Genomic DNA, 23,271 nt, shown 5'->3' on the forward strand with positions numbered 1-23,271 from the left:
CGCTGGCGCGAACGCATTGCAAACCGAACCGTCCAACGCAGGCGCCGCATGGTGCGCAAGCCGCCGGTTGCTACTTGAAAATCGACTAGAAATCCGCTTCTGAACCTGAACTGCCCATAACAACACGATGCTCATTCACCCGAATTTCGACCCCGTTGCCATTCATCTGGGGCCGCTCGCTGTGCGCTGGTATGGACTGATGTACCTCGTTGCGTTCATCGCGGCGATCGTCGTCGGCCGGTTGCGGCTGCGTTTGCCGTATGTCGCCGCGCAAGGCTGGACCGCTAAAGATATCGACGACATGCTGTTTTACGGCGTGCTCGGAACGATTCTCGGCGGCCGGCTCGGCTATGTGCTGTTCTACAAGGCGAGCTTTTACTTCGCGCATCCGCTCGACATCTTCAAGGTGTGGGAAGGCGGCATGTCGTTTCACGGCGGCTTCCTCGGCGTGACCTTGGCGATGGTGCTGTTCGCGTATCAACGCAAACGCTCATGGCTCCAGGTCACCGATTTCGTTGCGCCGATGGTGCCGACCGGGCTCGCGGCAGGACGTCTCGGCAACTTTATCAACGGCGAGTTGTGGGGGCGTGTGACCGATCCGTCGGCGCCGTGGGCGATGCTGTTTCCAGGCGCCGCGCCGGACGACGCGGGGTGGCTCACCGCGCATCCGCAACTGGCCGCGCAATGGCATCTGAACGAAGTGTTCGCGCAATATCACATGCTGCCACGTCATCCGTCGGAGTTGTATGAGATTGCGCTCGAAGGCGTGGCGCTGTTTTTCGTGCTGTTCTTCTTCTCGCGCAAGCCGAAGCCGATGGGCGCGATTTCCGCGGTGTTTCTGATCGGCTACGGCCTCGCGCGCTTCACGGTGGAATTCGCGCGTGAACCGGACGACTTCCTTGGGCTTCTGGCAATGGGCCTCTCGATGGGCCAATGGCTCTCGCTGCCAATGATCCTCGTGGGCATCGGCATGCTGATTTGGTCCTATCGCCGTGCGCGGCGAGAATCGGCGCAGGCGGTTAGCGCGAACTGAGCACTGCGCTTATCGTAGTGATCAGCCAATGAAAAAAAGCCACAGCATGACGTGGCTTTTTCCTTTTCAGCGGTATTTCAAGCGGCAATCGTGTTACTTCATCTGCACCGAGCCCGACACGTTGACCGTCACGGTCGACGTTCCGCCTTCGAGCGGTACCGGCGCGGATGCCTTCGCATCGGCGCTCATGGCACGCGCGCTCATCATCATCATTGGGCGAGGCATGACGCCGTTGTGCCCGACGTTGACCTCACGAATCGAATAGCCGTTGTAGCCGAATGCCTGCGCCGACGAAGCGGCTTGCTCGCGGAACGACTTGATGGCTTCACCGGTGAGCTTCTGCTCCGCGGCACGCTGTGCTTCAGGCGATAGTGAGAACTGCACGTTGCCGACCTGCATGATCGATGCCATCTGGCCTGCGAGTTTCGACGCCGCGGCGAAGTCGTGCGATTCGAGCACAACTTCAGTACGGCCGCGCCATGCGGAAATGCGGCCGTCACGATCGGTGGACGGGTAGATTGAGAAGGAACCGGTACGGGCCGTTACACCGTTCAGCCCCTTGGCTTTTTGCAGCGCCGCATCGGCGCGCTGATTCAGCGTGGAGGTGAGCGCGGACGGATCGCTCGCTTCTTGCTCGTAGAACAGCGTGATATTGACGACGTCTTGCGGCACTTCCGCGCTTGCCTGCGCATTCAGCGACAGTACGCCCGCCGGCTGATACTGCGTGACGCTCTGCGCGCGGGCCATGGCCGGTGTCAGCGCGAGCGCGGCAGGGGCGGCGCATATGAGAGCGAGCGCGAGTGCACGTGTGGTGTTTTTCGTCATGCTTGGACTCCTTGCTTGAACAGGTTGTGCACGATTGGAGCGAACGCCATGCAATGGCACAACGTTTGCGAGTCCGTTAGGCGCTTGTAACCTGAGCTTGGTTCCCTAATTTCACGTTCGCTCAAGGTTTGCTTTCATCCGCGCACAGATGTGCGCATGACTCAACCGAGCACGGGTCGCATGTGCGTACGCATCGTCAAACAAGACGTTTGGTGATGAAGCGCCATTCGGCTTCGGTCACCGGCGTGATCGACAGGCGGTTGCCTCTGGCGAGCACGCGCATGTCCTTCAATTCCTCATGCTCGCGCAGCGCCGCAAGCGGAATCAACGGAATCTTCTTCTTGAACACCACATCGACGAGTAGCCAGCGCGGCGTTTCCTGCGACGACTTCGGGTCGTAGTAGGGACTCTTCCTGTCGAACTGAGTCGGATCCGGATAGGCGGTGGACGATACCTCCGCGAGCCCGGCGATGCCCGGCTCAGGGCAACTCGAGTGATAGAACAGCACGCCGTCGCCGACCTGCATCATGTCGCGCATGAAGTTGCGCGCCTGATAGTTGCGCACACCAGTCCACGGCAATGTGTGCTGCGGTGCCTGAGCGAGATGGTCGATGCTTGCTTCGTCCGGTTCGGACTTCATTAGCCAGTAGCGCATGAATCGAATTGAACGTGAGTGAACGTTACGGGTTTGATGCAGCAAGAAAAATCGAGGCCCAAAGAAAAACGGCACCGAACCGAAGTCCGATGCCGTTTTGAATAAGGTCCCCGCCTTAGCCGCTAGGCCGGCATCCTGAACCGGGGGTTCAGAATTGGTCGCAGTTAGCAGCACTTCGGGTACATCAGACAGAGTGACGCGCACACCCGTGCTACAAATTTCCACAACCGTGCACATGGCATTGGTTCAAGGAATATATGACCTTGGCGAACCAGGCAGGGAAGTCAAACCGATTGAACTCAATCGCTTGCATGAGCCTTCGCTCATGCATTCCGCTTGAATCCGTAGCCGATCTCAGGACCGGCCACTTGAAACTGTTCGAGACTGCTGGGTACTTACTGCATGCTGTACTGCTGAATCACAGTACCCAGTTGTTCGTTCATTTGGTGCATTGTACGCCGGATTTCTTCCGCGGGAAATGCTTCCCCGTGTCGCACGCTCGTTTGCAGCTTAAGCAGTTCCGATGCCAGCGACAGCGCAGCCATGACGGCAATGCGATCCGTGCCGCGTACGTTGCTGCTATTGCGGATCTTCGACATCTCGGCGTCGACGCGTGCCACCGCTTCGAGCAGCGCGCCTTCAGTTTCCGGCGAGCAGGCGAGGCGATAGGGCACGCCGAGAATCGATACTTCGATCTGCTTGGTGGTCATGCATTTTCTCCATGGCGGGTGACGTCGCTCTCCGCTTCGACCTCATGCGGCGCGGTCTCGAGCAGATCGAGCTGATTGTCCGGCTCGTTGTGCGCGCGAGCCCGCGGCAGCTTTTCGAGGATCGCATTCAGGCGGACCTGTGCGTCGTCGATCTTTGCCGACAGCGCGTCGCGTTCCGCCTGCAGTGCATCGCGCTCCTCACGCATCAACGCGAGTTCAGTGCGCGTGGCCTCTGCTTCGGCACGCGTTTGAGCGAGCTGATCTTCGAGCGCGAGCCGCGCTTCATTGTGGCGTTGGCTGATCGCGATCAGCTTGCCGATATTTTGTGAAAGTGTTTCGAGTTCGGTGAGCATCTGCTGCGTCCTCTAAAGACATTGCATTTTAGCGCGGAATGTCGCAGGTTCCGACAATTGTCTCGTTTCGAGACGTAACAACATCGCTTTATGCAGGCTTTTATCGACCATATGATGAAAAGCACCACGCGCATCGGACAATAGCCTGCACATAACAGATCAGATTGCGCACGGCCTAACCATTCTTGACGGACCCGAGGGCCGCTCCTAAACTGGCCGCACTCTGGTGCCCGCGCGCGCTTTTCCACAGTGCGCGCAGTTAAACGGGAAGCAGGGCGCGCGTCTCGCCTGAACGCGCGAACCTGCGCTGCCCCCGCAACGGTAAGCGACCGCATTCGTCATGCAGGTCGATCCTGATCGCGTGTTCGAAGCTGAACACGCGAGTGTGCCACTGCGCGTCACGCGTGGGAAGGCGGGATCGATGTGTCGCCAGCCCGGATACCGGCCAGAGGGAGAGGGTCGTCCGCACGCAAACGTTAAACAGCGCGGCCGCCTCGTTACGCATCGGCCTGCGGGGAAGCGGGCCGAGCACGCTATCCACAGGAATGTCATCCCATGTTGTCCCCTATCGCTCGCGCGGCGTTGCTCGCCTTTGCGAGCCTGCCGCTCGTCGCGCATGCGCAAGCTGCTTCTTCTTCTTCTTCTTCTTCTTCTTCTTCGCCGTCTTCATCTTCATCTGCCGATACGGGGTCTGCCGGTCCGTCACCCACGCTGTTGTCGCCCGTTGTAGTCAGCGCGGAACGCGGGCCGCAACCGCTCGCCGATGCGATCCCGCAGACCACGCTGTTCGACCAGCAGGACATCGCCGATACGACTGCGACCGATTTGCCCGGTCTGCTGCAACTCGCGCCCGGTGCGCAGATTTCGCGCACCGGTGGACCGGGTTCAACGGCGAGCCTGTTTCTGCGCGGCGCATCGTCGACGCAATCGCTTTTGCTGATCGACGGCGTGCGGGTCGATTCGGTGAGCCTGGGCGCGCCGCAACTCGCGCAGATTCCGCTCGACCAGATCGACCGCGTCGAAGTGGTGAACGGCAACGTGTCCGCGTTATACGGTTCGGGCGCAATTGGCGGCGTGGTACAGGTCTTCACGAAAGACGGCGGCGAGCATCCGCCACGCTTCAATTTTTCGGTGGGCTATGGCAGCTATCACACGCAGACGCAGCAGATGGGCGTGAACGGCGCGCTGGATCAAGACGGCAAGACGACCTTCAGCATCTCGCTCGCGCGCTCGAAAGACGACGGCTTCTCGTCGCTCAATCCGGCAGAGGCGCCCAACGCGAATCCAAACGCAAACGGCTATCTGAACGAAAGCATCTCGGCTTCGCTGCGCCACAAGTTCAACGACAAATGGGACGCGGGCGTCACGTATCTCCAGTCGAACGGCAATAACAGCTACGACAACGCATACGGCCTGCCCACCGATCTAAACAACCTGTACACCAAAGTGCGCCAGGTGTCGGTGTTCGCGAACGGCAAGCTGACCGACTGGTGGACCACGCACTTCATCGTTGCCGAAGGCGACGACCGCAGCGTGTCGAATACCAACGGCATCTACAACGGCCGCTTCGACACCGACAACCGGCAGTACACGTGGCAAAACGATTTCGCGTTCGCCGCGCAGCAGAACCTGCAGGTCGGCTATGAGCATCTGGATCAGAGCCTCGACTCGGATACCTTCGCGGCGCCCGACCGGCATGTGGATTCGGGCTTTGTCGGTTATACGGGGCGCTTCGGGCGCAACCAGGTTCAGGCCAATCTGCGGCGCGATCAGTATTCCGATTTCGGCGGGGCGAACAGTTACTATCTCGGCTACGGCTTCGACATCAGCGAGCATTGGAAGGCGACCGCAAGCTACTCGGATTCGTTTCGCGCGCCGAGCTTCGACGATCTGTACTATCCGTACAGCGGTAATCCGTCGATCCAGCCGGAGCGCAGCCATTCGATCGAAGCAGCGTTGCAGTACGCCTCGAATGCGCTTGGCGTGATGCGTCTGAGTGCGTTCCAGACGCGGTATTCGAATCTGATCGACTACCCGCAGGTCTCGCCTGGCATTTATCTGGCCGAGAACGTCGGCCGTGCGAAGGTGCAGGGGCTCGAAGGATCGTGGAGCGGCCATGTCGGCAAGACGGATATGCGTGCGTCGGTGACGCTGCAAAATCCCGTCGACCTCGATAGCGATACCGATCTCGTGCGGCGTGCCCGGCACTTCGCGTCGCTGGCGGTGAATCGCAGTATCGCCGGGTGGCGTGTCGGCGGCGAGTGGATCGTCAGCGGCACCCGTGAAGACAGCAGCGGCACGCTGGGCGGCTACGGTGTGGTCAATCTGTCGGCGCGCTACAGCATCACGAAGGCGTGGTACGTCGCCGCGCAGATCCAGAACGTGTTGAACAAGGACTATGAAACGGCCTACTCATATAACTCGCCGCGGCGGGGTGCGTATGTCACGGTTGGTTGGCAGCAGCAATGACGAACGTACTGGCGTGAGAACGTGTCGATGAGCCGCGGTTCGAGCCCTATGCATAACACCACAACCACGCTGCGCGTGATGAACGCGAAGCGCGCGGCCGCGATATGGCTCGCGCTCGCGGCAATCGCACTCGCTGTGCTGATGGCGTCGCTCGCGCTCGGCAGCGTGCCGCTCGCACCCGCGCGCGTGCTGGCGGCGCTGCTGCCTTCGCACGCGTCGCATGTCGAGTCCGCCGATCTTGCCGGCGAGATCGTGCGCACGCTGCGTTTGCCTCGCGCGCTGGGCGGCTTCGCGTGCGGCGCGTTGCTTGCGCTGGCCGGTGCGCTGCTGCAAGTGCTGTTGCGCAACCCGTTGGCCGAACCCTACGTGTTGGGGGTGTCGGGCGGCGCGGCGACGTTTGCACTGGTCGCGATGATCGCCGGATGCGCGTGGTGGATCGTCGATGCCAGCGCCTTCGCCGGCGCCTTCGTGTCGATCCTGCTGGTGCTCGGCCTCGCACGCCGCGAGTTGTGGCGGGGCGAGCCGCAGGATACGTCGCCGCGGTTGCTGCTGACCGGCGCGGTGATCGCGGCCGGTTGGGGCGCCGTCATTACCTTGTTGCTCAACCTTGCGCCAGACAATCGGCTGCGCGGCATGTTGTTCTGGCTGACCGGCGATCTGAACGGTGGCGCGATGCCATGGACGGCGCTCGCCACGCTCGTCGTCGTACTGGTGGCAATCGTGCCCGCTGCGCCGCGTCTGAATGTGCTGCTGCGAGGCGACGCTGCCGCGCAGGCACTCGGGGTGGCGGTGATGCCGCTGCGCTTGCGCGTGTATCTGGTGGCGTCGCTGGCTGCTGCTGCGGCGGTGACGACGGCAGGCACGATCGGTTTTGTCGGCCTCGTCGTGCCGCATATGCTGCGGCTCGCGTTCGGCAACGATCAACGCATGCTGCTGCCGGCCGCGGCGCTCGGCGGCGGTGTCGCGGTGATGGGTGCGGACCTGATCGCACGTACTGCGATCGCGCCGGCGCAATTGCCGGTCGGCGTGATCACGTCGATCGTCGGCGTGCCGGTGTTTCTGTGGATGCTGTTGCGCAGGCGCCGATGATGAACGCACACAACGCCCCGCTATCCGCGCTGAGCGCGCAACGCCTGACCTTGCGTGCAGGCATGCGCACCTTGCTCGACGCGTTCACGCATACGTTCTACGCTGGCGAAATCTGGTGTATCGCCGGGCCGAACGGCGCGGGCAAGACGACATTGCTGTCCACGCTCGCCGGTCTGGCGCAACCGTCGGCGGGCCATGTCGAACTCGACGGCGTGCATCTCGCCGACTGGCAGCCGTTGCCGCTGGCGCAGCGTCGCGCGTTGATGCCGCAAAGCGCAGCGGACGCTTTCAGCGCGAGTGTGCTCGACATCGTGATGCTGAACCGCTTTCCGCATCTGACAGGCTGGGGGTGGGAGGGCGAGGCGGATCGCGCTGCCGCGCATGCCGCGTTGGATGCATTGGGTCTCGCCCAATTCGCCGCGCGCGACGTGCTGTCGCTTTCGGGCGGCGAGCGTCAACGCGTGGCGCTGGCGGCGGTGTTGTGCCAGGAGGCACCGTTGCTGCTGCTCGACGAGCCGCTCTCGCATCTGGACCTGCACCACCAGATCGACTGTCTGGAAGCGCTGACCGCCTGGACGCGCGAGCCCCGGCGTACAGTGATGTTTTCGTGCCACGATTTGAACCTCGCACGGCGCTTCGCGACGCATGCGCTGCTGCTCGACGGCAACGGCGGCGCGTATGCCGGGCCGGTGCACGACGTGCTGACACCCATGCTGACGAGCCGCGCGTTCGGTTATCCATTGATTCTGCTTCGCGACGGCGAGCATGAGGCGCTGATTCCGGCGCCGCGCTCGCGTCATGAATCGCCTGCGGCTGATGACCTGCCAGCAGGCTAAGCGTTTTGTAAAAACACTCTCTCTTTCAGAAACGTCTATGACCTCTTTGCCAGGTTTGCCGGTATTGACCGAAGTCGAACCGCTCGATCAAACGCTGCGTGCCGAACTGCAACACATTATCGATACCAAGACCAAGCCCCCCGGCAGCCTTGGGCGGCTCGAGACACTCGCGCGCCAGTTGGGGTTGATCCAGCGTACGACACACCCCACGGTCGAACGTCCGGCAATGATCGTGTTCGCCGGCGACCACGGCATTGCGCAGGAAGGTGTGAGTCCCTATCCGCAAGCGGTGACCGCGCAAATGGTCGCTAACTTTCTCGCGGGCGGCGCGGCGATCAATGCCTTGAGCCGCGTCGCCGGTATCGAACTCGAAGTGGTCAACGCAGGCATTGCGACGCCGCTGCCGTCCACGGACGGTCTCATTGATATTCCGGTTGCGGCCGGCACGCGCAACTTTGCGCATGAACCCGCAATGACGCACGAACAGGCACTCGCCGCGATGCAGGCGGGCGCGGCTCGCGTGCGGCATCACGCGGCGCTCGGCACCAATGTGATCGGCTTCGGCGAAATGGGCATTGCGAATACGTCGTCGGCCGCGTGTCTGATGAGCCGCCTGTGCGGTGTGCCGATCGACGAATGCGTCGGGCGTGGTACGGGTCTCGACAATGCCGGACTCGCGAAAAAGCGCAACGTACTCGCCTCGGCATTCGCGCATCACGCTGTTTCCAACGATCCGCTCGACGTGCTCGCCACCTTCGGCGGTTTCGAAATCGCCATGATGACCGGCGCGTACCTCGCTGCTGCGCAAGCGCGTATGACGATCCTTGTCGACGGTTTCATCGCGACCGCGGCATTGCTGGTGGCCGATGCGTTCGCGCCGAACGTGCGCGAGTATTGCGTGTTCGCGCATGCCTCGAACGAGGCGGGGCATCGGCGCATGCTCGATCATTTTGGCGCGCTGCCATTGCTCTCGCTCGATATGCGTCTCGGCGAAGGCACCGGCGCGGCGCTCGCCGTGCCGCTGCTGCGCGCGGCGGTGGCGTTCGTCAACGAAATGGCGAGCTTCGAATCGGCTGGTGTTGCGAATCGCGATGCTTAATCAGCTATACGAAGCGCCGTTATGCAAAGCGCCGTTGTACGGACGCGCGCGGCCGGTCCGCTCATGAACCCGCTCGCGGAACTGCGCTATTTCTTCACGGCGCTCGGCTATTTCACGCGCATGCCGGTGCCGCGTTGGGTCGGCTATGAGCCGCACTATCTGAATGCGGCGGCACGTTATTTTCCGCTGGTCGGTCTATTGATCGGCGGATTGAGCGCGCTGGTTTATCTCGCGGCCTTGCATGTCTTTCCAGCGGGCGTGGCGGTGCTGCTGTCGATGGCTGCGTCGCTTCTCGTCACCGGCGCATTTCACGAGGACGGACTTGCCGATTGCGTCGATGCGTTCGGTGGCGCCTATACGCGCGAGGACGTGTTGCGCATCATGCATGACTCGCGCATCGGTGCCTTTGGCGCCATCGCGCTCGTGATCGCGCTAGCACTGAAGTGGCAAACGCTCGCCGCATTGCCGCCGATGCGCGCCGCCAGTCTGATGATTGCAGCGCATGCGGCGAGCCGCGTGTTTGCAATCAGCTATCTGGCCACGCTCGACTATGTGCGCGCCGAAGGCAAAGCCAAACCGGTTGCGCAACGTTTGAGCGGTCCCGCGTTGCTTTGCGCAGCAGTATTCGGTCTGCCGTGCTTGCTCTGGCCGAACGGGCCCGGTCTGCCGGATTGGCGCTTCGCCGGCTCGGCATTCATCGTGCTTGCGGCGCTGCGGTTTGCCATGGGCCGTTATTTCGTTAGACGCATTGGCGGCTACACCGGCGACTGCCTTGGCTTCGCACAACAGATTCTTGAATCGAGCATCTATCTGCTGGGGCTTGCATGGATATCGTCCTGATCCGCCATCCCGCCGTCGCACTCGATGCGGGCGTGTGCTACGGCCAGAGCAACGTCGCGCTTGTCGCGGATGCGGAAGTGTCCTCAACCGCGCTTGCATTGAAACTCGCCACGTTGCTGGTGCCGGCGCCGCGCGTGTTCATATCGAGTCCGCTGATGCGTTGCTCGGCGCTTGCCGCCGCGATGGCGAACGATTTCGGCTGCGCGCTCAGCTATGACGACCGTCTGCAGGAAATGAATTTCGGCGCTTGGGAGCAGCAGCGCTGGGACGCGATCGATCGGGAGTTGCTCGACGACTGGGCGGCCAACTTCGAACACGCGCGTGCGCATGGCGGCGAGAGCGTCGCACAATTCGTCGCGCGGGTGCGGGCGTGGTTCGACGCGTTCGCGCAGACGCGCGAGTTGTCGCCGGCCTATGTGGTCACGCATGCAGGAGTAATGCGGGTGATCGCTTCGCTGGTGCTGGACGTGCCGCTGGAACACTGTCTGCGCTGGTCGCTGGAGATGACGGGGATTGTCTGGCTGCGCAGGGATGAGGCGACGCAGCAGTGGTTGCTGGTGAGGTGGAATGCGTGAGGGAATGGGGCTTGTGCCTGTGTGCGCTCCCGAATTGTGTCAGTCCTGGTTCTATTCGTGACACTTTTTCAGGAAATTTGTCGAGAAACCAGAAGTTGCGCCATTTTTAAGCCTGGAGTGGCGCGTTTAGCTCGATTTGTGCCACAATGCCAAGAGAAAGTGGCGCGATTAGGATTTATCGCGCCACATAGGCTCGAGGGTGGCGCGCATGAACAGCAACGGCATCAAGCAGGAATTGGATCTGATCGAGCACCTCATCGCTGCGAGCGCTGAGGGGCGGGGCGTTCGTGCGCTGGCAGCGGCACTTGCCGCGTGCCGGCATCCCGTGCAGCGCCGCACGCTGCAACGTCGTCTCGACATGTTGCTCGAAGCTGGCCGGATCATCTCGGAAGGTGCTGGGCGGGCAGTGGTCTACAAGCAGGCCGCCGCTTCCAGCGCGGCTGTTTTCCCCGCACAGGTCGTCACCGGCGCAAGCACTTCCGGCGAAGCCTACGTGCCCGTGTCGAGTGCGGGACTCGAGGTGCGCGCAGAAGTGAACAGGCCGCTGCACGAGCGCCGGCCGGTCGGCTATAACCGCGCGTTTCTCGAACGCTATCGTCCGAATCAGGATGCGTATTTATCGCAAGCGCAGCGTGCACGCCTGCATGAGTGGGGCCGCACGTCGGCGGATGTGCGGCCGGCCGGCACGTACGCGCGCGACATCATGAGCCGGCTTCTGATCGATTTATCGTGGGCGTCGTCACGGCTCGAGGGCAATACCTACACGCGGCTCGATACCGTGCGGCTGATCGAGCAAGGGCTCATTGCGCAAGGCAAGGACGCTCAGGAAACGCAGATGATCCTGAATCATAAGGCCGCGATCGAAATGATTGTCGAGAGCGCGGACGAAGTGGGCTTCAATCGATTCACCGTACTGAACCTTCACGCGATTCTCTCCGACAACCTGATGTCCGATCCGTTCGCCAGCGGCCGTTTGCGCGCGCGCGAAGTGGAGATCAGCGGCACCGTATTTTTTCCGCTCGCCGTGCCGCAGCAGATCGCGGAATGCTTCGAGGCGGTGTTGAACAAGGCCGCGCAGATCGACGACCCCTTCGAGCAGGCTTTCTTCGGCATGGTGCACCTGCCGTATCTGCAGCCGTTCGAAGACGTCAACAAACGGGTCTCGCGTCTGACCGCGAATATCCCGCTGATCCGGCAGAATCTGTGTCCGCTGTCGTTCATCGACGTTCCCGAAAAGGCCTACGTCGACGGCACACTCGGTGTGTACGAGACCAATCGCGTCGAGTTGTTGCGCGATGTCTTCATCTGGGCGTACGAGCGCTCGTGTCAGCGTTATCTGGCGATTCGGCAATCGATCGGCGAGCCGGACGCGTTTCGCCTCAAGTATCGCAATGCGTTGATTGAGGCCGTGCAGGAGGTGATTCGCGGCGGCCTTGCCGGCACGCGCGGTGAGATCGAAACGCTTGCGCAGAATCGGGTGGACGCAGCGGATGTATCTTCGTTCATCGACGCAATCCAGTCCGATCTCGATCAACTCTATCTCGGCAATGTCGCGCGTTATCGATTGCGGCTATCCGAATTCGAGCGCTGGCCATTCAAGCGGGCAGACGCCGTCTCGCGCTAACGCACGCGGCACTTCTTGCTGCACGGCTTTGCCGCGGCATCACTGCGCGCTGTTCTTCCTTCGGGAGCGCGCCAGGTCGAGGTCTTCGCATATTTGCCTGGCCCCTTGCGCAATACGCGGCGCCGGCCGGTTGATCAGATCGCCGTCGACGGCGAACAGATTGTTGTTCGCCACCGCCTTCAGACTTGGCCATGCACGCCATGTGTCGAGTTGCGGCAGGGTCGTGTCCGGTTTGGTCGCGCCGGGCGCGGCGGTGAAGATCGCTTCCGGATTCGCTGCGAGCACCGCTTCAGTCGAGACGGTCGGCACCAGCGGCTCGAGTTTCGCAAACACATTGCGGCCGCCGCATAGCGCAATCACGTCGCTGACCATATGGTCGCCGTTGAGCGTCATCAACGGCTGGTCCCACACCTGATAGAACACGCCGACAGGCGGCCGGCTTGCATACTGCGTGCGCAATCGTGCGATGTCCTGACGGTATGCCGCAGCGCTTGCATCGGCAATCGGCGAGGTGCCGAGCAATTGCCCGAGCTTGGTCAACGACACGGCGATGTCGTCGAGACGATGAGGCTCGCTGAAGAACAGCGGCACATGCATTTCACGAAGGCGATCGAGTTGGCGCTGCGCATTGCCATGCCGCCATACGATGATCAGATCGGGCTTCAACGCAACGATCCGTTCCAGGTCGAGCGCCTTGTTGTCACCGACGCGCGGCAGCTGCTTCGCTTCGGGCGGATAGTCGCTGTAGGACACGGCGCCGACCAGTTTCGCGCCACCGCCCGCGGCATACAGCAGTTCGGTGACATGCGGCGCGAGACTGATGACGCGCTGTGCGGGCGCAGGCAGTGTGACCGTTGCGCCGGTGTCGTCGATGACCGTGATGGCGGCGTGCGCGTGCAGCGTACTCGCACAGAGTGCCGCAGCAATGGCAAAGCGTGGGCGCCGAGTCATCGAACAGCCTCGCGCAAACTCTCTTCGAAACGCGCCCATTCCGCATCGCTCGCAGGCAACCCGAAACGCACACTGCCCGATGCCGTGAAGAGACGTGTCCACACGCCGCGCCGCGCTAACGCTTCGTGCAGAGCGGCGGCGCGCGCATCGTCGGTCCACGCGAAGAGCGGCGTGCTGTGTGTGGCGAAACCGTGTGCCTGCAACAGACTCGCCAGACGGGCGCTTTCCGCATCGAGCCGCGTACGCATCTGCTGTTGCCACAATTCGTCTTCGAACGCGGCCTTGACGGCATGCCGAGCCGGGCCGCTGACAGTCCATGCCCCGAGCGTACGACGCAATGCGTCGAGCAAAGCCGGCGCACCGAGTACGAAGCCAGCGCGCACACCGGCGAGCCCAAAGAATTTTCCCGGTGAACGTAACACGATCAGCCCATCGCGATGGGTGCTTGCCGCGAGCGACGCCGAAGGCATCGTGTCGGCGAAAGCCTCGTCGACCAGCAGCGTGCCACCGCGCGCGGCGAGTTGCGCATGCCAGTGCAGTAGCTTGTCGGCGCTCAGATGTTCCGCGGTCGGATTGTTAGGATTCACGATGACCACATGCGTGAGCGTGTCGGGCAAGGTGTCCCAGGACACATCCAGTGGCGCGACGTCGTGTCCTGCCCGCTCGAATGCAGGCACATATTCGCTGTACGTGAGCGGCGCGATGCCAACCCGGGCACCTGGCAGCAGTGAGGGCAGTGCGCGAATCGCCGCCTGGCTCCCCGCTACGGGAAGCACGTGCGCGGCGTCCGGCGCACCATAGTAACGGGCGGCACAGGCGGCAAAACCGTCACCTTCGTCGGGCAGGCGGCGCCAGGCATCGGCGGGAACCGGCGGCACCGGATAGCCGTGCGGATTGATGCCCGTCGACAGGTCGAGCCATTGCGCGTACGGAATGCCGTAACGCTCCGCCGCTTCGTGCAGATTGCCGCCGTGGACCACGGCGTTGAGCGGGGTGCCGGTATCAGCTTTGTGAGTAGCGGTTCGATCAACCATGAAAGGGCGCACTCAGCAACGCCAGCACGATCAGTACCGCCAGCCAGAGAATGACCGTCCGTTCAACCAGCATCAACGCCGCCGTAACATGCGTGGCGTTCGCGGGGTGTCCGAAACCTAGCGTTGGTCTGTGTTCAAGCGCGCCGTGATACACCGCGGGGCCGCCGATCAACACGTTCAGACTGCCCGCGCCTGACGCCATGACCGGCCCGGCGTTCGGGCTGTCCCAGCGCGGCGCCTGTTCGCGCCAGCAACGCAGCGCCGTGCGAGTGTCGCCGAGCAAGGCATAGCTCGTCGCGGTGAGGCGCGCGGGAATCCAGTTGAGCACGTCGTCGAGGCGCGCGGCGGCCCAGCCGAAGCGCAGATAGCGCGGCGTGCGGTAGCCCCACATGGCGTCTAGCGTGTTGGCCAGACGAAACCCCAGCGCGCCTGGACCGCCCGCGATCGCAAACCAGAACAGCGCGCCGAAGATCGCGTCATTGCCGTTTTCGAGCGCCGATTCGACGGCGGCGCGCGACAGTGCCGCTTCGTCGGCATGAGCGGTTTCGCGCGACACGATGCGCGAGGTCAAGAGACGCGCTTGCGCCAGATCGCGCCGCGCCAATGCCTCGGCGATCGGCGCAATGTGATCGTGCAGACTGCGTGCGCCGAGCGCAAACCACAGCAACACGACATGCACCGCGCAGGCTGCAACAAACGGCAGCACGGAAACGAGCCACCAGGCGATCAGCACCGGCGGCATGACCGCCAGCGACCACGCGAGCAGTCCCTTGAGCCGCAAACGCCGGCCGGTGTTGTAACGCGTTTCGAGGCGCATCGCCCATTTGCCGAAGCCGACCAGCGGATGCGCGGTGCGCGGCTCACCGAGCCAACGGTCGACGGCGACGCCCGCCGTTGCCAGCGTAACGATCAGAGGAAGCGACAGCATCACGCGCTGCCCTCTGTTTTCAAGGCGAGCGGCAAGCCCGCGACCATCATCGTCACCTGGGTGCTCAACGCGGCGATGCGCTGATTGAGCCGCCCGAGTTCGTCGACATAGAGTCGCGTTGCCGCGCCGAGCGGCACTACGCCCAGACCGATTTCATTGCTGACCACGATGATCTTGCCTTTGGCGTGGATGAGCGCCGCTTCCAGCGCAGCAAAATGCGCGTGATATTGATCGACCGGCAAGCCGTCGCCCTCAGGTGGGCACAGCAGGTTGGCGAGCCACAGCGTCAGGCAGTCGATCAGAATGCAATGGCCGGGTGCGTCGATTTGCGCCACGGCGCCGGCGAGATCGACGCCCGCTTCGTGCAAAGCCCAATGCGCCGGACGCCGCTCGCGATGATGCGCGATGCGCGCGCTGAATTCGGCGTCGTCAGCCACGCGCGCGGTGGCGACGTACGTGACGGGGAGGGTGCTGTCGTTCGCCAGTTGTTCGGCATGCACGCTCTTGCCCGAACGGGCGCCGCCGAGAACGAAGGTGAGGTCGCGGGGAATCATCGCGTGATTGTACCGGCGTGCAGCGCGTGCCGGCACGATGGGATAATGCCGCGTTCATTGCCTGCGTTCATTACCTGGGTTTATTGCCCATTCACCGCCGAACCCGACATTCCGTGACCACCACTTCGATCCCGCATCCCGCCGTACCTGTGCCGCGCGGCACGCTGATGATTCAGGGCACCACGTCCGATGCAGGCAAGAGCACGCTCGTCGCGGGTTTGTGCCGGCTGGCGCGCCGCGCCGGCGTACGGGTCGCGCCGTTCAAGCCGCAGAACATGGCGCTCAATAGCGCGGTGACGGTCGACGGCGGCGAGATCGGCCGTGCGCAGGCCCTGCAGGCGGTGGCCGCGGGCATCGCCGCGCACACCGATCTGAACCCCGTGCTGCTCAAGCCGACCAGCGACCGCGGCGCGCAAGTGATCATCCACGGCAAGGCGCGCATGAATCTCGATGCGCGCGCGTATCACGACTACAAGCCGGTCGCCTTCGAGGCCGTGCTGGAGTCGTATGCGCGTTTGCAAGCGGCGTACGACACGATTTTTGTCGAAGGCGCGGGCAGTCCTGCGGAGATCAATCTGCGCGACCGCGATATCGCCAATATGGGTTTTGCTGAAGCGGTCGACTGCCCGGTCGTGCTGGTGGCCGACATCGACCGCGGCGGGGTGTTCGCGCATTTGACCGGTACGCTCGCGTGTCTCTCGGAAAGCGAGCAGGCACGTGTGCGCGGCTTCATCATTAACCGGTTTCGCGGCGACGTCAGTTTGCTCAAGCCCGGACTCGATTGGCTCGAAGCGAAGACCGGCAAGCCGGTGCTCGGCGTGGTGCCCTACCTGCACGGCCTGACGCTCGACGCCGAAGACATGCTGCCGCCCGAACTGCGCGCCGCGCAAAGCGGCGAAAGCGACGATCTGGGCCCGATGTTGCGAGTGGTCGTGCCGGTGCTGCCGCACATCAGCAATCACACCGATTTCGACGCGCTGCGCGCGCATCCGCAAGTCGACTTTCATTACGTGCGAAGCGGCGCGCCGCCTCCGCCGGCCGATCTGATCATCCTGCCGGGCTCGAAGAATGTGCCGGGCGATCTGGCCTTTCTGCGTGCGCAAGGCTGGGATGCGGTGCTGCAACGGCATTTGCGCTACGGCGGCCGGGTCATCGGGATTTGCGGCGGCATGCAGATGCTCGGACGCGAAGTGGCCGATCCGCACGGCGTGGAAGGCGCGCCTGGCACGAGCGCGGGCCTCGGCTGGCTCGATTACTCGACAGTGCTGACGCGCGAAAAAACGCTTAAGAATGTCACAGGGCGACTCGCATTGCCCGGTTCGCCCGAGGTCGCCGGTTACGAGATTCACATGGGCGAGACGCAGGGTCCGGCGCTGAGTTCGCCCGCGCTGCAATTGGGCGAAACGCACGGCGCCCGTCCCGACGGCGCGATCTCGGCCGATGGCCAGATCCTCGCCACCTATGTGCACGGCCTGTTCGACACGCCGGCCGCATGCGCCGCACTGCTCGCGTGGGCGGGCTTAAGTGACGCCGGGACAATCGACTACCCGGCGTTGCGTGAGGCTTCGCTGGACCGTCTGGCTGACACGCTCGCCGAGCACCTCGATCTTGCGAAGCTTTTTGCTGCGATCGGGTGATGAAGGTCAATCGGGCGGTGGTCCGCGTCCCGGCGTCGCTCAGTCAATACAACAGGATTTGCGTGCAGCGAAACAGCGCCATCGTCTTGCCGTTCGGATCGGTGACGGTGGCGTCCCACACCTGCGTGCTGCGGCCCAGATGCACGGCCTTGGCGACCGCGCGGATCGTGCCTTCCGTCGCCGTGCTGAGAAAATTGCTTTTCAGCTCGATGGTCGTGAAATTGCGCGCCGTCTCAGGCAGGTGCGCGAGGCATGCATAGCCGCAGGCCGTATCGGCGAGGCCGATCACGGTGGCGGCATGCAAAAAGCCGTTCGGCGCGAGCAATTCGTGGCGCACCGTCAGTTCCGCGGTCAGAGTGCCTTGCTCAAGCGCCAGAACATGCACGCCCAGCAAGCCGGGCAGCTTGCCCTTCTGACGTTCGTGCAGGCGCTCGATGCTGTATTCCGGACGGAGTGTGCTCATGAGATGGGGAGCCTCGATGGAAAAATCAGGGGGGCAGGGCGGTCAATAGCCGTTTGGGGGCTTCGGCCCCGGTGCATTTATCGATATTATCAACGGCGGGATCGGCGGGTGAACCTGAAACCGTTGCGGATCAGGACACGTTGGCGCAAGTCAGAGCAAACTGCGCGGTAAACCGGCTGGCGGCGCCCAGCCTTCTTTCCGGGAGAATTCATGACGGTAATTGTGGTGGCGAATCCGAAGGGCGGTGTGGGCAAAAGCACGCTGTCCACCAATCTGGCCGGCTATTTCGCGTCGCAGGGGGAATGGATCGCGCTGGCGGACATGGACAGACAACAGTCCGCGCACGCGTGGCTGTCGCTGCGGCCGGCCGCGTTGCCGCCCATCGAGACCTGGGAGGTTGACCTTGAAAACCCCGCCAAACCGCCCAAAGGCCTGGAACATGCGGTTATCGACACACCGGCCGGGTTGCACGGCAACCGCCTGAATATCGCGCTGGATCTGGCCGACAAGGTGATCGTGCCGCTCCAGCCGTCAATGTTCGATATTCTCGCCACCCAGGACTTTCTCGAGCGGCTGGCGAAGGAGAAAGCGGTCAGGAAAGGCGCGATCGAGATCGGGGTGGTGGGGATGCGCGTCGACGCGCGCACGCGCTCAGCGGAGCAGCTGCATCGCTTTGTCGAGGGATTGAAGCTGCCGGTGCTGGGTTTTCTGCGCGACACCCAGAATTACGTGCAACTGGCGGCGCACGGCCTGACCTTGTGGGACGTCGCGAAAAGCCGCGTGGAGAAGGATCTGGAGCAGTGGCAACCGATCATCCAATGGACCAACGGCGCCGGCAAGAAGGCTTGAAGTAAATCAGCAGGCGGCGCGGCCGCCCGCTGAATGGGACCGTGCGGCGAGAGGCCGGCTCAGGTTCAGCTCAGGTCCAGTTCTGGGTCGGCACGTGATCGCGGCTGCCCTTGATTTTGTTGTTGTCGTCGACGAACACCAGATCCGGCTTCCAGCCTGCCTTCAGTTCCGCTTCGTCGACCACCGCGAACGCCGCGATGATCACCAGATCGCCCAGTTGCGCGCGCCGCGCGGCCGAACCGTTCAGCGAGATCATGCCGCTGCCCCGTTCGCCCTTGATCGCGTACGTCGAGAAGCGCTCGCCGTTATTGATGTTCCAGATGTCGATCCGCTCGTTTTCAACGATATTCGCGGCTTCCAGCAAGTCCTCGTCGATCGCGCACGAACCTTCGTAGTGCAGTTCGCAGTGCGTGACCGCGACGCGATGGATTTTCGACTTCAGCATATTGCGTTGCATGACCAATCCCTTGTGGCTTCTTATGCGCGTTTGCGCAGACTAAGATGGCTTCAGATTTCGAGGTTGTCGATGAGACGGGTGGTGCCGAGCTTGGCGGCAGCCAGCACGACCAACTCCGCATTCGTGTCTTGTGTGCCCGGCGGCAGCAGATTCGAGCGCTTGCGCACCGCGATGTAATCAGGCTGCCAGCCGCGCACAGCCAGTGCGGCCATCGCCGCCTGTTCGAGTTTTGCGAAGTCGCGATCGCCGGCGAGCACCGCATCGCGCACGCGATTGAGCTCGGCGGCCAGCATCGGCGCCTCGGCGCGTTCGGCCGTTTGCAAAAAGCGGTTACGCGAACTGAGCGCAAGGCCGTCGGTGTCGCGCACGGTTTCCGCGGCGATGATGTCGGTCGGCAGCGCGAACTGGTGGCACATGCTGCGCACGATCATCAGCTGCTGGTAATCCTTCTTGCCGAACACCGCGACGCGCGGCTGCACGCACGACATCAGCTTCATCACGACCGTGCACACGCCCTGGAAGAAACCCGGCCGGAATTCGCCTTCGAGAATGTCGCCCAGATCGTGCGGCGGATGCACGCGATACTCCTGCGGCTCCGGGTACAGATCCCGTTCCGTCGGCGCGAACAGCACGTAGACGCCTTCTTTCTGCAGCTTCTCGATGTCGGCTTCGAGCGTGCGCGGGTATTTGTCGAAATCTTCGTTCGGGCCGAACTGCAGGCGGTTGACGAAGATGCTCGCCACCACCGGATCGCCGTGCTGGCGCGCGAGGCGCATCAGCGACAGATGGCCCTCGTGCAGATTGCCCATGGTCGGCACAAAGGCAGTGCGATTCTGGCCGCGCAACTGGTCGCGCAATTCATGGATCGAGCTGATGACTTTCATGATCGGACAGGGATTTCCTTGCGCGGGGCGAGACCCGGTTGGCGCAAAAACTCAGGGTTTGCGTGACCGGCGGCCTCACTTGTAATGACAGGTTTGGAGCGCCGGATTGTAGTGGATTTGTTCCGGGGGCGCACCGAAGTAGTGGATTTGTTCCGCGGCCGCACCGCAGCGAGGCGTCTGCTGCAGCGATGGCGCACGCAAGCCCCGTTTCCCGGCTTCAGGCCGGCAGATAGGCGAGGCGCACATAAATCGGTGCGAACGGCTCGGCCTGAGTAATTTCGATGAGCGACTCACGGCACAACTCGAGCATGGCGATGAAATTCACCACGACCACCGGCACGCCTTTGCTCGTGTCGAACAGATCCGAGAACTCCATGAAGCGCGCATTCTGCAGCCGCCGCAGGATCGTGCTCATATGCTCGCGCACCGACAATTCCTCGCGCGAAATCTTGTGATGCTGAACCAGCTTGGCGCGCTTGATCACGTCGGCCCACGCGGCGCGCAGGTCTTCGCTATCCACATCCGGAAAGCGCGGCGTGATGCTTTGCTCGATATATACCTCGGCGCGCAGGAAATCGCGGCCAAGCTGCGGCAGGTGGTCGATGCGCTGGGCGGCGAGCTTCATCTGCTCGTATTCGAGCAGGCGGCGCACCAGTTCCGCGCGCGGATCTTCGGCTTCGTCGCCGCTATCGGCCTTTTTCACCGGCAACAGCATGCGCGACTTGATCTCGATCAGCATCGCGGCCATCAGCAGATACTCGGACGCGAGTTCGAGATTGGTCTGACGCAACTGGTCGACGTAGCCCAGGTATTGGACCGTGACGTCCGCCATCGGGATATCGAGCACGTTGAAGTTCTGCTTGCGGATCAGGTACAGCAACAGATCCAGCGGGCCTTCGAACGTTTCGAGGAACACCTCGAGCGCATCCGGCGGAATGTACAGATCCGTCGGCAGCTTGAAGAGCGGCTCGCCGTACAGGCGTGCGAAAGCGATGCCGTCCACGATGTCCGGCGTCGAATCGGTGGCGGGCGCGGCAAGCGCGGCGTCGGGCACCGGCGTGGCGCCTTTTGCCTCGTCGGCGTGACTCACGCGCTTAGAAGTTTTGATAGTACGAGTAAGGCGTCTGCTCTACGCGCGAGGCTTTCTGCTCGGCGCGTTCTTCAAGGTCGATCGGCTGTTTGTCCCACAGCAGCGACCGGCCACGGCGCTGCTCAGCTTCCAGATTCGGTTTTTGCTGCTTGAGTTGGTTCAGGAATTGGGTGATGTCCGATTGATACATGGCTAGACGTCCGTGGTTTGGGGGATGGCGGCTGGCTGGCGGGAACCCGCGCGGCACCGCTGCTATTCCATAATTTTACCGCATGCGCCGCGCGTGGTCGAAAAACGGTGGCCGGTGCGGTGTACCGGCCCGCAGGGCTCGCCGCGCCTCACGCTGCAAACGCTCCTTTAAGAGATGGCGCGGCTTCGCCGATGTGGTCAAATAGCGAGCTTCGGCCGCCGCGGCGGCCCCGAGCGACAGAATTCATCAACCACGGCCGGAGGTCCTGTTTGGCGGGGTGCGCGATCGAAGCGCCGCGAGTGCGGCGCGGCAAAACCGGTGACGAGTCTGGGCATCCGCTGTCCGTTCGGCGCTGGCTGCGCACGTGGCTGGCGTTCGGCATCTTCATGCTCATGCTTGCCGCGGTCGACGCGCACGCAGCGCGGCGCGCGGCCGCCAGCTACAAGGTCGATATCGAAGCCACGCCGCGCTCGCTGCGCAAGCTGCTCGAAGCGCACCTGGACGTGGCGCGTTTCGCCAAACGTCCTGACATCAGCGACGACCAGTTCGAATTTCTGATTACCGCCATCCCCCAGCAGGTGCGCGATCTGGCCTCCACGCAGGGCTATTTCACGCCGGTTGTGCGCACCGACGTGCGAACCGTCGACGACAAAAAGCGCGTGACGGTGAGCGTCGATCCCGGCCCGCAAACCCTCATCACGTCGATTTCGCTCTCGTTTCGCGGTCCGGTGCTGACCGAAGATCCGGCGCAGGAAAACGCCGCGCGTTTCGCGTTTTCACTGCATGAAGGCGATCCGTTTTCGCAAGGCAATTGGGACGACGCAAAAAACGCGTCGCTCAAGGCGTTGCAGGCGCGCCGTTACGTGGGCGCGAAGATCTACCACTCCGAGGCGCGGATCGACCCGCGCACGCACGAAGCGAAATTGTCGGTGACGTATGACAGCGGCCCGACCTTCACCATGGGCAAGCTCGACGTATCCGGCACGCGGCGCTATCCGGAACAGATCGTCGACAATGTGAATCCGATTTCGGCCGGCGATATCTACGACGTGCAGCGCGTCGCCGAATTGCAGCGGCAGTTGCAGAACACGCCGTACTTCGCGAGCGTTGCGATCGACGTGGATAGCGACCCGGCCAAACCGGTCGATACGCCGGTGCATGTGAAGGTGTCGGAATATCCGTACAACAGTATGCGCGGCGGGGTCGGTTATTCGACCGACAACGGCCCGCTGATCCAGGGTTCGTATTCCTATCTCGACACGTTCGGCAAAGCGTGGCCGTTCACGGTCGACGGCCGCATCGACCAGATCCAGCAGTACGGGCAAATCCAGCTCGCAATGCCACCGGGGCCGCGCGCGTGGACCAATAGCGTGCTGGCTTCCTACACCACGACCGACGTGTCCGACACGCGCATCTACAGTATCCGCGGTGGCGTGCAGCGGGCCCGTACGTCGCAATTCATCGACTACAACTACGCGATCCTCTATTACCAGGACCGGCTCGATCAGAACGCGGCCGCGCCGACTACCAGCCGCGCGCTGGTGCCGTCATGGTCGTGGACCCGCCGCAATACCGACGATCCGTTGTTCCCGCGTTCGGGCAACCTGATTCACGTCGAAGCGGGCTTCGCGGTCAAAGGCGTGCTGACCGACCAGACGTTCGTGCGCGGCTATGCCCGCGGCCAGCAGTACCTGCCAATCGGCAGGGAAGACCTCGTGCTGTTCCGTGCCGAACTCGGCGGCGTGTTCACGAGCGGCAGTTCGAGCGGGATTCCGGCTTCGCTGCTATTCCGCGCGGGTGGCTCGAATTCGATCCGTGGCTACAGCTATCAGAGCATCGGCAATAACGTCGACGGCTCGGTGCTGCCCACCAAATACCTCGTGACAGCGGCTGCCGAGTATCAGCACTGGTTCACTCACGACTGGGGCGCAGCCGCGTTCTTCGACGTGGGCACCGCCACCGATACCTGGGGCGAGAAAGTCTTTTATCCCGGCGCCGGCGTCGGTGCGCGCTGGCGCAGCCCGGTCGGCCCGGTCAATGTCGATGTCGCCTATGGGATCCGCAACCGGAGCGTGCGGCCGTACCTGACCCTCGGCATCGCCTTCTGATGGGAACCTGCTTCTACA

General features: G+C 62.9%; 24 protein-coding genes, 1 other RNA gene and 1 riboswitch. Of the genes, 11 read left to right on the plus strand and 14 right to left on the minus strand.

Going from position 1 to position 23,271, the window contains the following annotated elements; all coding sequences use genetic code 11:
- Nucleotides 1–127: 127 nt before the first annotated feature.
- Nucleotides 128–1,033: a prolipoprotein diacylglyceryl transferase gene (gene lgt / locus AYM40_RS03720; RefSeq protein ID WP_063495046.1), complete on the plus strand. Its 906-nt coding sequence runs from the start codon at nucleotides 128–130 to the stop codon at nucleotides 1,031–1,033.
- A 93-nt stretch (nucleotides 1,034–1,126) separates the two neighbouring features.
- Here the strand turns inward: lgt and AYM40_RS03725 are convergent, their stop codons facing one another.
- The 5 genes from AYM40_RS03725 to AYM40_RS03745 all read right to left on the minus strand — a co-directional run bounded on the left by AYM40_RS03725 (nucleotide 1,127) and on the right by AYM40_RS03745 (nucleotide 3,576).
- Nucleotides 1,127–1,858, minus strand: a complete 732-nt coding sequence (locus AYM40_RS03725; RefSeq protein WP_063495047.1) for an SIMPL domain-containing protein — start codon at nucleotides 1,856–1,858, stop codon at nucleotides 1,127–1,129.
- A 196-nt stretch (nucleotides 1,859–2,054) separates the two neighbouring features.
- Nucleotides 2,055–2,513 (minus strand): EVE domain-containing protein, encoded by a 459-nt coding sequence (locus AYM40_RS03730; RefSeq protein ID WP_063495048.1) that lies wholly within the window; start codon nucleotides 2,511–2,513, stop codon nucleotides 2,055–2,057.
- A gap of 103 nt (nucleotides 2,514–2,616) precedes the next feature.
- Nucleotides 2,617–2,798: non-coding RNA, 6S RNA (gene ssrS, locus AYM40_RS03735), on the minus strand.
- A gap of 110 nt (nucleotides 2,799–2,908) precedes the next feature.
- On the minus strand, nucleotides 2,909–3,223 hold the full coding sequence (locus AYM40_RS03740) for a cell division protein ZapA (RefSeq protein WP_063495049.1): 315 nt from the start codon (nucleotides 3,221–3,223) through the stop codon (nucleotides 2,909–2,911).
- A complete protein-coding gene (locus AYM40_RS03745) occupies nucleotides 3,220–3,576 on the minus strand; it encodes a hypothetical protein (RefSeq protein WP_063495050.1) in 357 nt (118 codons plus the stop codon). The genes AYM40_RS03740 and AYM40_RS03745 overlap by 4 nt, the downstream gene beginning before the upstream one ends.
- 207 nt (nucleotides 3,577–3,783) lie before the next feature.
- Nucleotides 3,784–4,041: riboswitch (cobalamin riboswitch) on the plus strand.
- A gap of 90 nt (nucleotides 4,042–4,131) precedes the next feature.
- Here AYM40_RS03745 and AYM40_RS03750 point away from each other — a divergent pair.
- The 7 genes from AYM40_RS03750 to AYM40_RS03780 all read left to right on the plus strand — a co-directional run bounded on the left by AYM40_RS03750 (nucleotide 4,132) and on the right by AYM40_RS03780 (nucleotide 12,108).
- Complete coding sequence (locus AYM40_RS03750; protein WP_063495051.1) at nucleotides 4,132–6,045, plus strand: TonB-dependent receptor domain-containing protein; 1,914 nt, start codon at nucleotides 4,132–4,134, stop codon at nucleotides 6,043–6,045.
- A 48-nt stretch (nucleotides 6,046–6,093) separates the two neighbouring features.
- Entirely contained in the window at nucleotides 6,094–7,134 is a 1,041-nt protein-coding gene (locus AYM40_RS03755) for a FecCD family ABC transporter permease (RefSeq protein WP_420488459.1), read from the plus strand.
- Nucleotides 7,131–7,970: an ABC transporter ATP-binding protein gene (locus tag AYM40_RS03760; protein ID WP_063495053.1), complete on the plus strand. Its 840-nt coding sequence runs from the start codon at nucleotides 7,131–7,133 to the stop codon at nucleotides 7,968–7,970. Before AYM40_RS03755 ends, AYM40_RS03760 begins: the two co-directional genes overlap by 4 nt.
- A 37-nt stretch (nucleotides 7,971–8,007) precedes the next feature.
- Complete coding sequence (cobT, locus tag AYM40_RS03765; RefSeq protein ID WP_063495054.1) at nucleotides 8,008–9,069, plus strand: nicotinate-nucleotide--dimethylbenzimidazole phosphoribosyltransferase; 1,062 nt, start codon at nucleotides 8,008–8,010, stop codon at nucleotides 9,067–9,069.
- 63 nt (nucleotides 9,070–9,132) lie between these two features.
- Complete coding sequence (locus tag AYM40_RS03770) at nucleotides 9,133–9,909, plus strand: adenosylcobinamide-GDP ribazoletransferase (RefSeq protein WP_063497824.1); 777 nt, start codon at nucleotides 9,133–9,135, stop codon at nucleotides 9,907–9,909.
- Complete coding sequence (gene cobC / locus AYM40_RS03775; RefSeq protein ID WP_063495055.1) at nucleotides 9,894–10,484, plus strand: alpha-ribazole phosphatase; 591 nt, start codon at nucleotides 9,894–9,896, stop codon at nucleotides 10,482–10,484. Before AYM40_RS03770 ends, cobC begins: the two co-directional genes overlap by 16 nt.
- Before the next feature lie 208 nt (nucleotides 10,485–10,692).
- On the plus strand, nucleotides 10,693–12,108 hold the full coding sequence (locus tag AYM40_RS03780; RefSeq protein WP_063495056.1) for a Fic family protein: 1,416 nt from the start codon (nucleotides 10,693–10,695) through the stop codon (nucleotides 12,106–12,108).
- Nucleotides 12,109–12,147: 39 nt separating this feature from the next.
- Here the strand turns inward: AYM40_RS03780 and AYM40_RS03785 are convergent, their stop codons facing one another.
- Genes AYM40_RS03785 through cobU form a run of 4 tightly spaced genes read right to left on the minus strand, consistent with a single transcriptional unit; the run spans nucleotide 12,148 to nucleotide 15,575 of the window.
- Entirely contained in the window at nucleotides 12,148–13,059 is a 912-nt protein-coding gene (locus tag AYM40_RS03785) for a cobalamin-binding protein (protein WP_063495057.1), read from the minus strand.
- The gene (cobD, locus tag AYM40_RS03790; protein WP_063495058.1) at nucleotides 13,056–14,093 is read right to left on the minus strand and encodes a threonine-phosphate decarboxylase CobD; all 1,038 of its coding nucleotides are present in this window, start codon (nucleotides 14,091–14,093) and stop codon (nucleotides 13,056–13,058) included. Before cobD ends, AYM40_RS03785 begins: the two co-directional genes overlap by 4 nt.
- Nucleotides 14,086–15,021 carry an adenosylcobinamide-phosphate synthase CbiB gene (gene cbiB, locus AYM40_RS03795; RefSeq protein ID WP_063495059.1) on the minus strand — a complete coding sequence of 312 codons (936 nt, stop codon included), beginning with the start codon at nucleotides 15,019–15,021 and terminating at the stop codon, nucleotides 14,086–14,088. The genes cobD and cbiB overlap by 8 nt, the downstream gene beginning before the upstream one ends.
- Nucleotides 15,021–15,575 (minus strand): bifunctional adenosylcobinamide kinase/adenosylcobinamide-phosphate guanylyltransferase, encoded by a 555-nt coding sequence (gene cobU / locus AYM40_RS03800; RefSeq protein ID WP_063497825.1) that lies wholly within the window; start codon nucleotides 15,573–15,575, stop codon nucleotides 15,021–15,023. The genes cbiB and cobU overlap by 1 nt, the downstream gene beginning before the upstream one ends.
- 167 nt (nucleotides 15,576–15,742) lie before the next feature.
- Between cobU and AYM40_RS03805 the strand changes: the two genes are divergently transcribed.
- Complete coding sequence (locus AYM40_RS03805; RefSeq protein WP_236720937.1) at nucleotides 15,743–17,212, plus strand: cobyric acid synthase; 1,470 nt, start codon at nucleotides 15,743–15,745, stop codon at nucleotides 17,210–17,212.
- A gap of 43 nt (nucleotides 17,213–17,255) precedes the next feature.
- On the opposite strand, the gene AYM40_RS03810 is transcribed toward AYM40_RS03805, so the two are convergent.
- Nucleotides 17,256–17,675 (minus strand): PaaI family thioesterase, encoded by a 420-nt coding sequence (locus tag AYM40_RS03810; protein WP_063495061.1) that lies wholly within the window; start codon nucleotides 17,673–17,675, stop codon nucleotides 17,256–17,258.
- Between the two features lie 210 nt (nucleotides 17,676–17,885).
- Here AYM40_RS03810 and AYM40_RS03815 point away from each other — a divergent pair, with 210 nt between their 5' ends.
- Complete coding sequence (locus tag AYM40_RS03815; protein WP_063495062.1) at nucleotides 17,886–18,524, plus strand: ParA family protein; 639 nt, start codon at nucleotides 17,886–17,888, stop codon at nucleotides 18,522–18,524.
- A 70-nt stretch (nucleotides 18,525–18,594) separates the two neighbouring features.
- On the opposite strand, the gene panD is transcribed toward AYM40_RS03815, so the two are convergent.
- The 4 genes from panD to AYM40_RS03835 form a co-directional block, all read right to left on the minus strand.
- Nucleotides 18,595–18,981 carry an aspartate 1-decarboxylase gene (gene panD, locus AYM40_RS03820; RefSeq protein WP_012432059.1) on the minus strand — a complete coding sequence of 129 codons (387 nt, stop codon included), beginning with the start codon at nucleotides 18,979–18,981 and terminating at the stop codon, nucleotides 18,595–18,597.
- Between the two features lie 50 nt (nucleotides 18,982–19,031).
- On the minus strand, nucleotides 19,032–19,865 hold the full coding sequence (panC, locus tag AYM40_RS03825) for a pantoate--beta-alanine ligase (protein WP_063495063.1): 834 nt from the start codon (nucleotides 19,863–19,865) through the stop codon (nucleotides 19,032–19,034).
- 217 nt (nucleotides 19,866–20,082) lie between these two features.
- On the minus strand, nucleotides 20,083–20,955 hold the full coding sequence (locus tag AYM40_RS03830; RefSeq protein ID WP_063495064.1) for a segregation and condensation protein A: 873 nt from the start codon (nucleotides 20,953–20,955) through the stop codon (nucleotides 20,083–20,085).
- 4 nt (nucleotides 20,956–20,959) lie between these two features.
- A complete protein-coding gene (locus AYM40_RS03835; RefSeq protein WP_054035105.1) occupies nucleotides 20,960–21,145 on the minus strand; it encodes a DUF3460 family protein in 186 nt (61 codons plus the stop codon).
- A gap of 269 nt (nucleotides 21,146–21,414) precedes the next feature.
- Between AYM40_RS03835 and AYM40_RS03840 the strand changes: the two genes are divergently transcribed.
- Nucleotides 21,415–23,253 carry an autotransporter assembly complex protein TamA gene (locus tag AYM40_RS03840; RefSeq protein ID WP_063495065.1) on the plus strand — a complete coding sequence of 613 codons (1,839 nt, stop codon included), beginning with the start codon at nucleotides 21,415–21,417 and terminating at the stop codon, nucleotides 23,251–23,253.
- The last annotated feature ends 18 nt before the right edge of the window (nucleotides 23,254–23,271 follow it).

It is taken from the genome of Paraburkholderia phytofirmans OLGA172 (genome assembly GCF_001634365.1).
GTDB lineage: Bacteria > Pseudomonadota > Gammaproteobacteria > Burkholderiales > Burkholderiaceae > Paraburkholderia.

Excerpts from the sequence above, each read along its gene's own strand:
- AYM40_RS03770 (WP_063497824.1), top strand. The coding sequence starts at position 9,133 with ATGAACCCGCTCGCGGAACTGCGCTATTTCTTCACGGCGCTCGGCTAT.
- cobT (WP_063495054.1), top strand. The coding sequence starts at position 8,008 with ATGACCTCTTTGCCAGGTTTGCCGGTATTGACCGAAGTCGAACCGCTC.
- cobC (WP_063495055.1), top strand. The coding sequence starts at position 9,894 with ATGGATATCGTCCTGATCCGCCATCCCGCCGTCGCACTCGATGCGGGC.
- panC (WP_063495063.1), bottom strand. The coding sequence starts at position 19,865 with ATGAAAGTCATCAGCTCGATCCATGAATTGCGCGACCAGTTGCGCGGC.
- lgt (WP_063495046.1), top strand. The coding sequence starts at position 128 with ATGCTCATTCACCCGAATTTCGACCCCGTTGCCATTCATCTGGGGCCG.
- AYM40_RS03725 (WP_063495047.1), bottom strand. The coding sequence starts at position 1,858 with ATGACGAAAAACACCACACGTGCACTCGCGCTCGCTCTCATATGCGCC.
- AYM40_RS03805 (WP_236720937.1), top strand. The coding sequence starts at position 15,743 with ATGATTCAGGGCACCACGTCCGATGCAGGCAAGAGCACGCTCGTCGCG.
- AYM40_RS03755 (WP_420488459.1), top strand. The coding sequence starts at position 6,094 with ATGCATAACACCACAACCACGCTGCGCGTGATGAACGCGAAGCGCGCG.
- AYM40_RS03730 (WP_063495048.1), bottom strand. The coding sequence starts at position 2,513 with ATGCGCTACTGGCTAATGAAGTCCGAACCGGACGAAGCAAGCATCGAC.
- cobD (WP_063495058.1), bottom strand. The coding sequence starts at position 14,093 with ATGGTTGATCGAACCGCTACTCACAAAGCTGATACCGGCACCCCGCTC.
- AYM40_RS03745 (WP_063495050.1), bottom strand. The coding sequence starts at position 3,576 with ATGCTCACCGAACTCGAAACACTTTCACAAAATATCGGCAAGCTGATC.
- AYM40_RS03815 (WP_063495062.1), top strand. The coding sequence starts at position 17,886 with ATGACGGTAATTGTGGTGGCGAATCCGAAGGGCGGTGTGGGCAAAAGC.
- AYM40_RS03750 (WP_063495051.1), top strand. The coding sequence starts at position 4,132 with ATGTTGTCCCCTATCGCTCGCGCGGCGTTGCTCGCCTTTGCGAGCCTG.
- cobU (WP_063497825.1), bottom strand. The coding sequence starts at position 15,575 with ATGATTCCCCGCGACCTCACCTTCGTTCTCGGCGGCGCCCGTTCGGGC.
- panD (WP_012432059.1), bottom strand. The coding sequence starts at position 18,981 with ATGCAACGCAATATGCTGAAGTCGAAAATCCATCGCGTCGCGGTCACG.
- AYM40_RS03760 (WP_063495053.1), top strand. The coding sequence starts at position 7,131 with ATGATGAACGCACACAACGCCCCGCTATCCGCGCTGAGCGCGCAACGC.
- AYM40_RS03740 (WP_063495049.1), bottom strand. The coding sequence starts at position 3,223 with ATGACCACCAAGCAGATCGAAGTATCGATTCTCGGCGTGCCCTATCGC.
- cbiB (WP_063495059.1), bottom strand. The coding sequence starts at position 15,021 with ATGCTGTCGCTTCCTCTGATCGTTACGCTGGCAACGGCGGGCGTCGCC.
- AYM40_RS03835 (WP_054035105.1), bottom strand. The coding sequence starts at position 21,145 with ATGTATCAATCGGACATCACCCAATTCCTGAACCAACTCAAGCAGCAA.
- AYM40_RS03780 (WP_063495056.1), top strand. The coding sequence starts at position 10,693 with ATGAACAGCAACGGCATCAAGCAGGAATTGGATCTGATCGAGCACCTC.
- AYM40_RS03785 (WP_063495057.1), bottom strand. The coding sequence starts at position 13,059 with ATGACTCGGCGCCCACGCTTTGCCATTGCTGCGGCACTCTGTGCGAGT.
- AYM40_RS03810 (WP_063495061.1), bottom strand. The coding sequence starts at position 17,675 with ATGAGCACACTCCGTCCGGAATACAGCATCGAGCGCCTGCACGAACGT.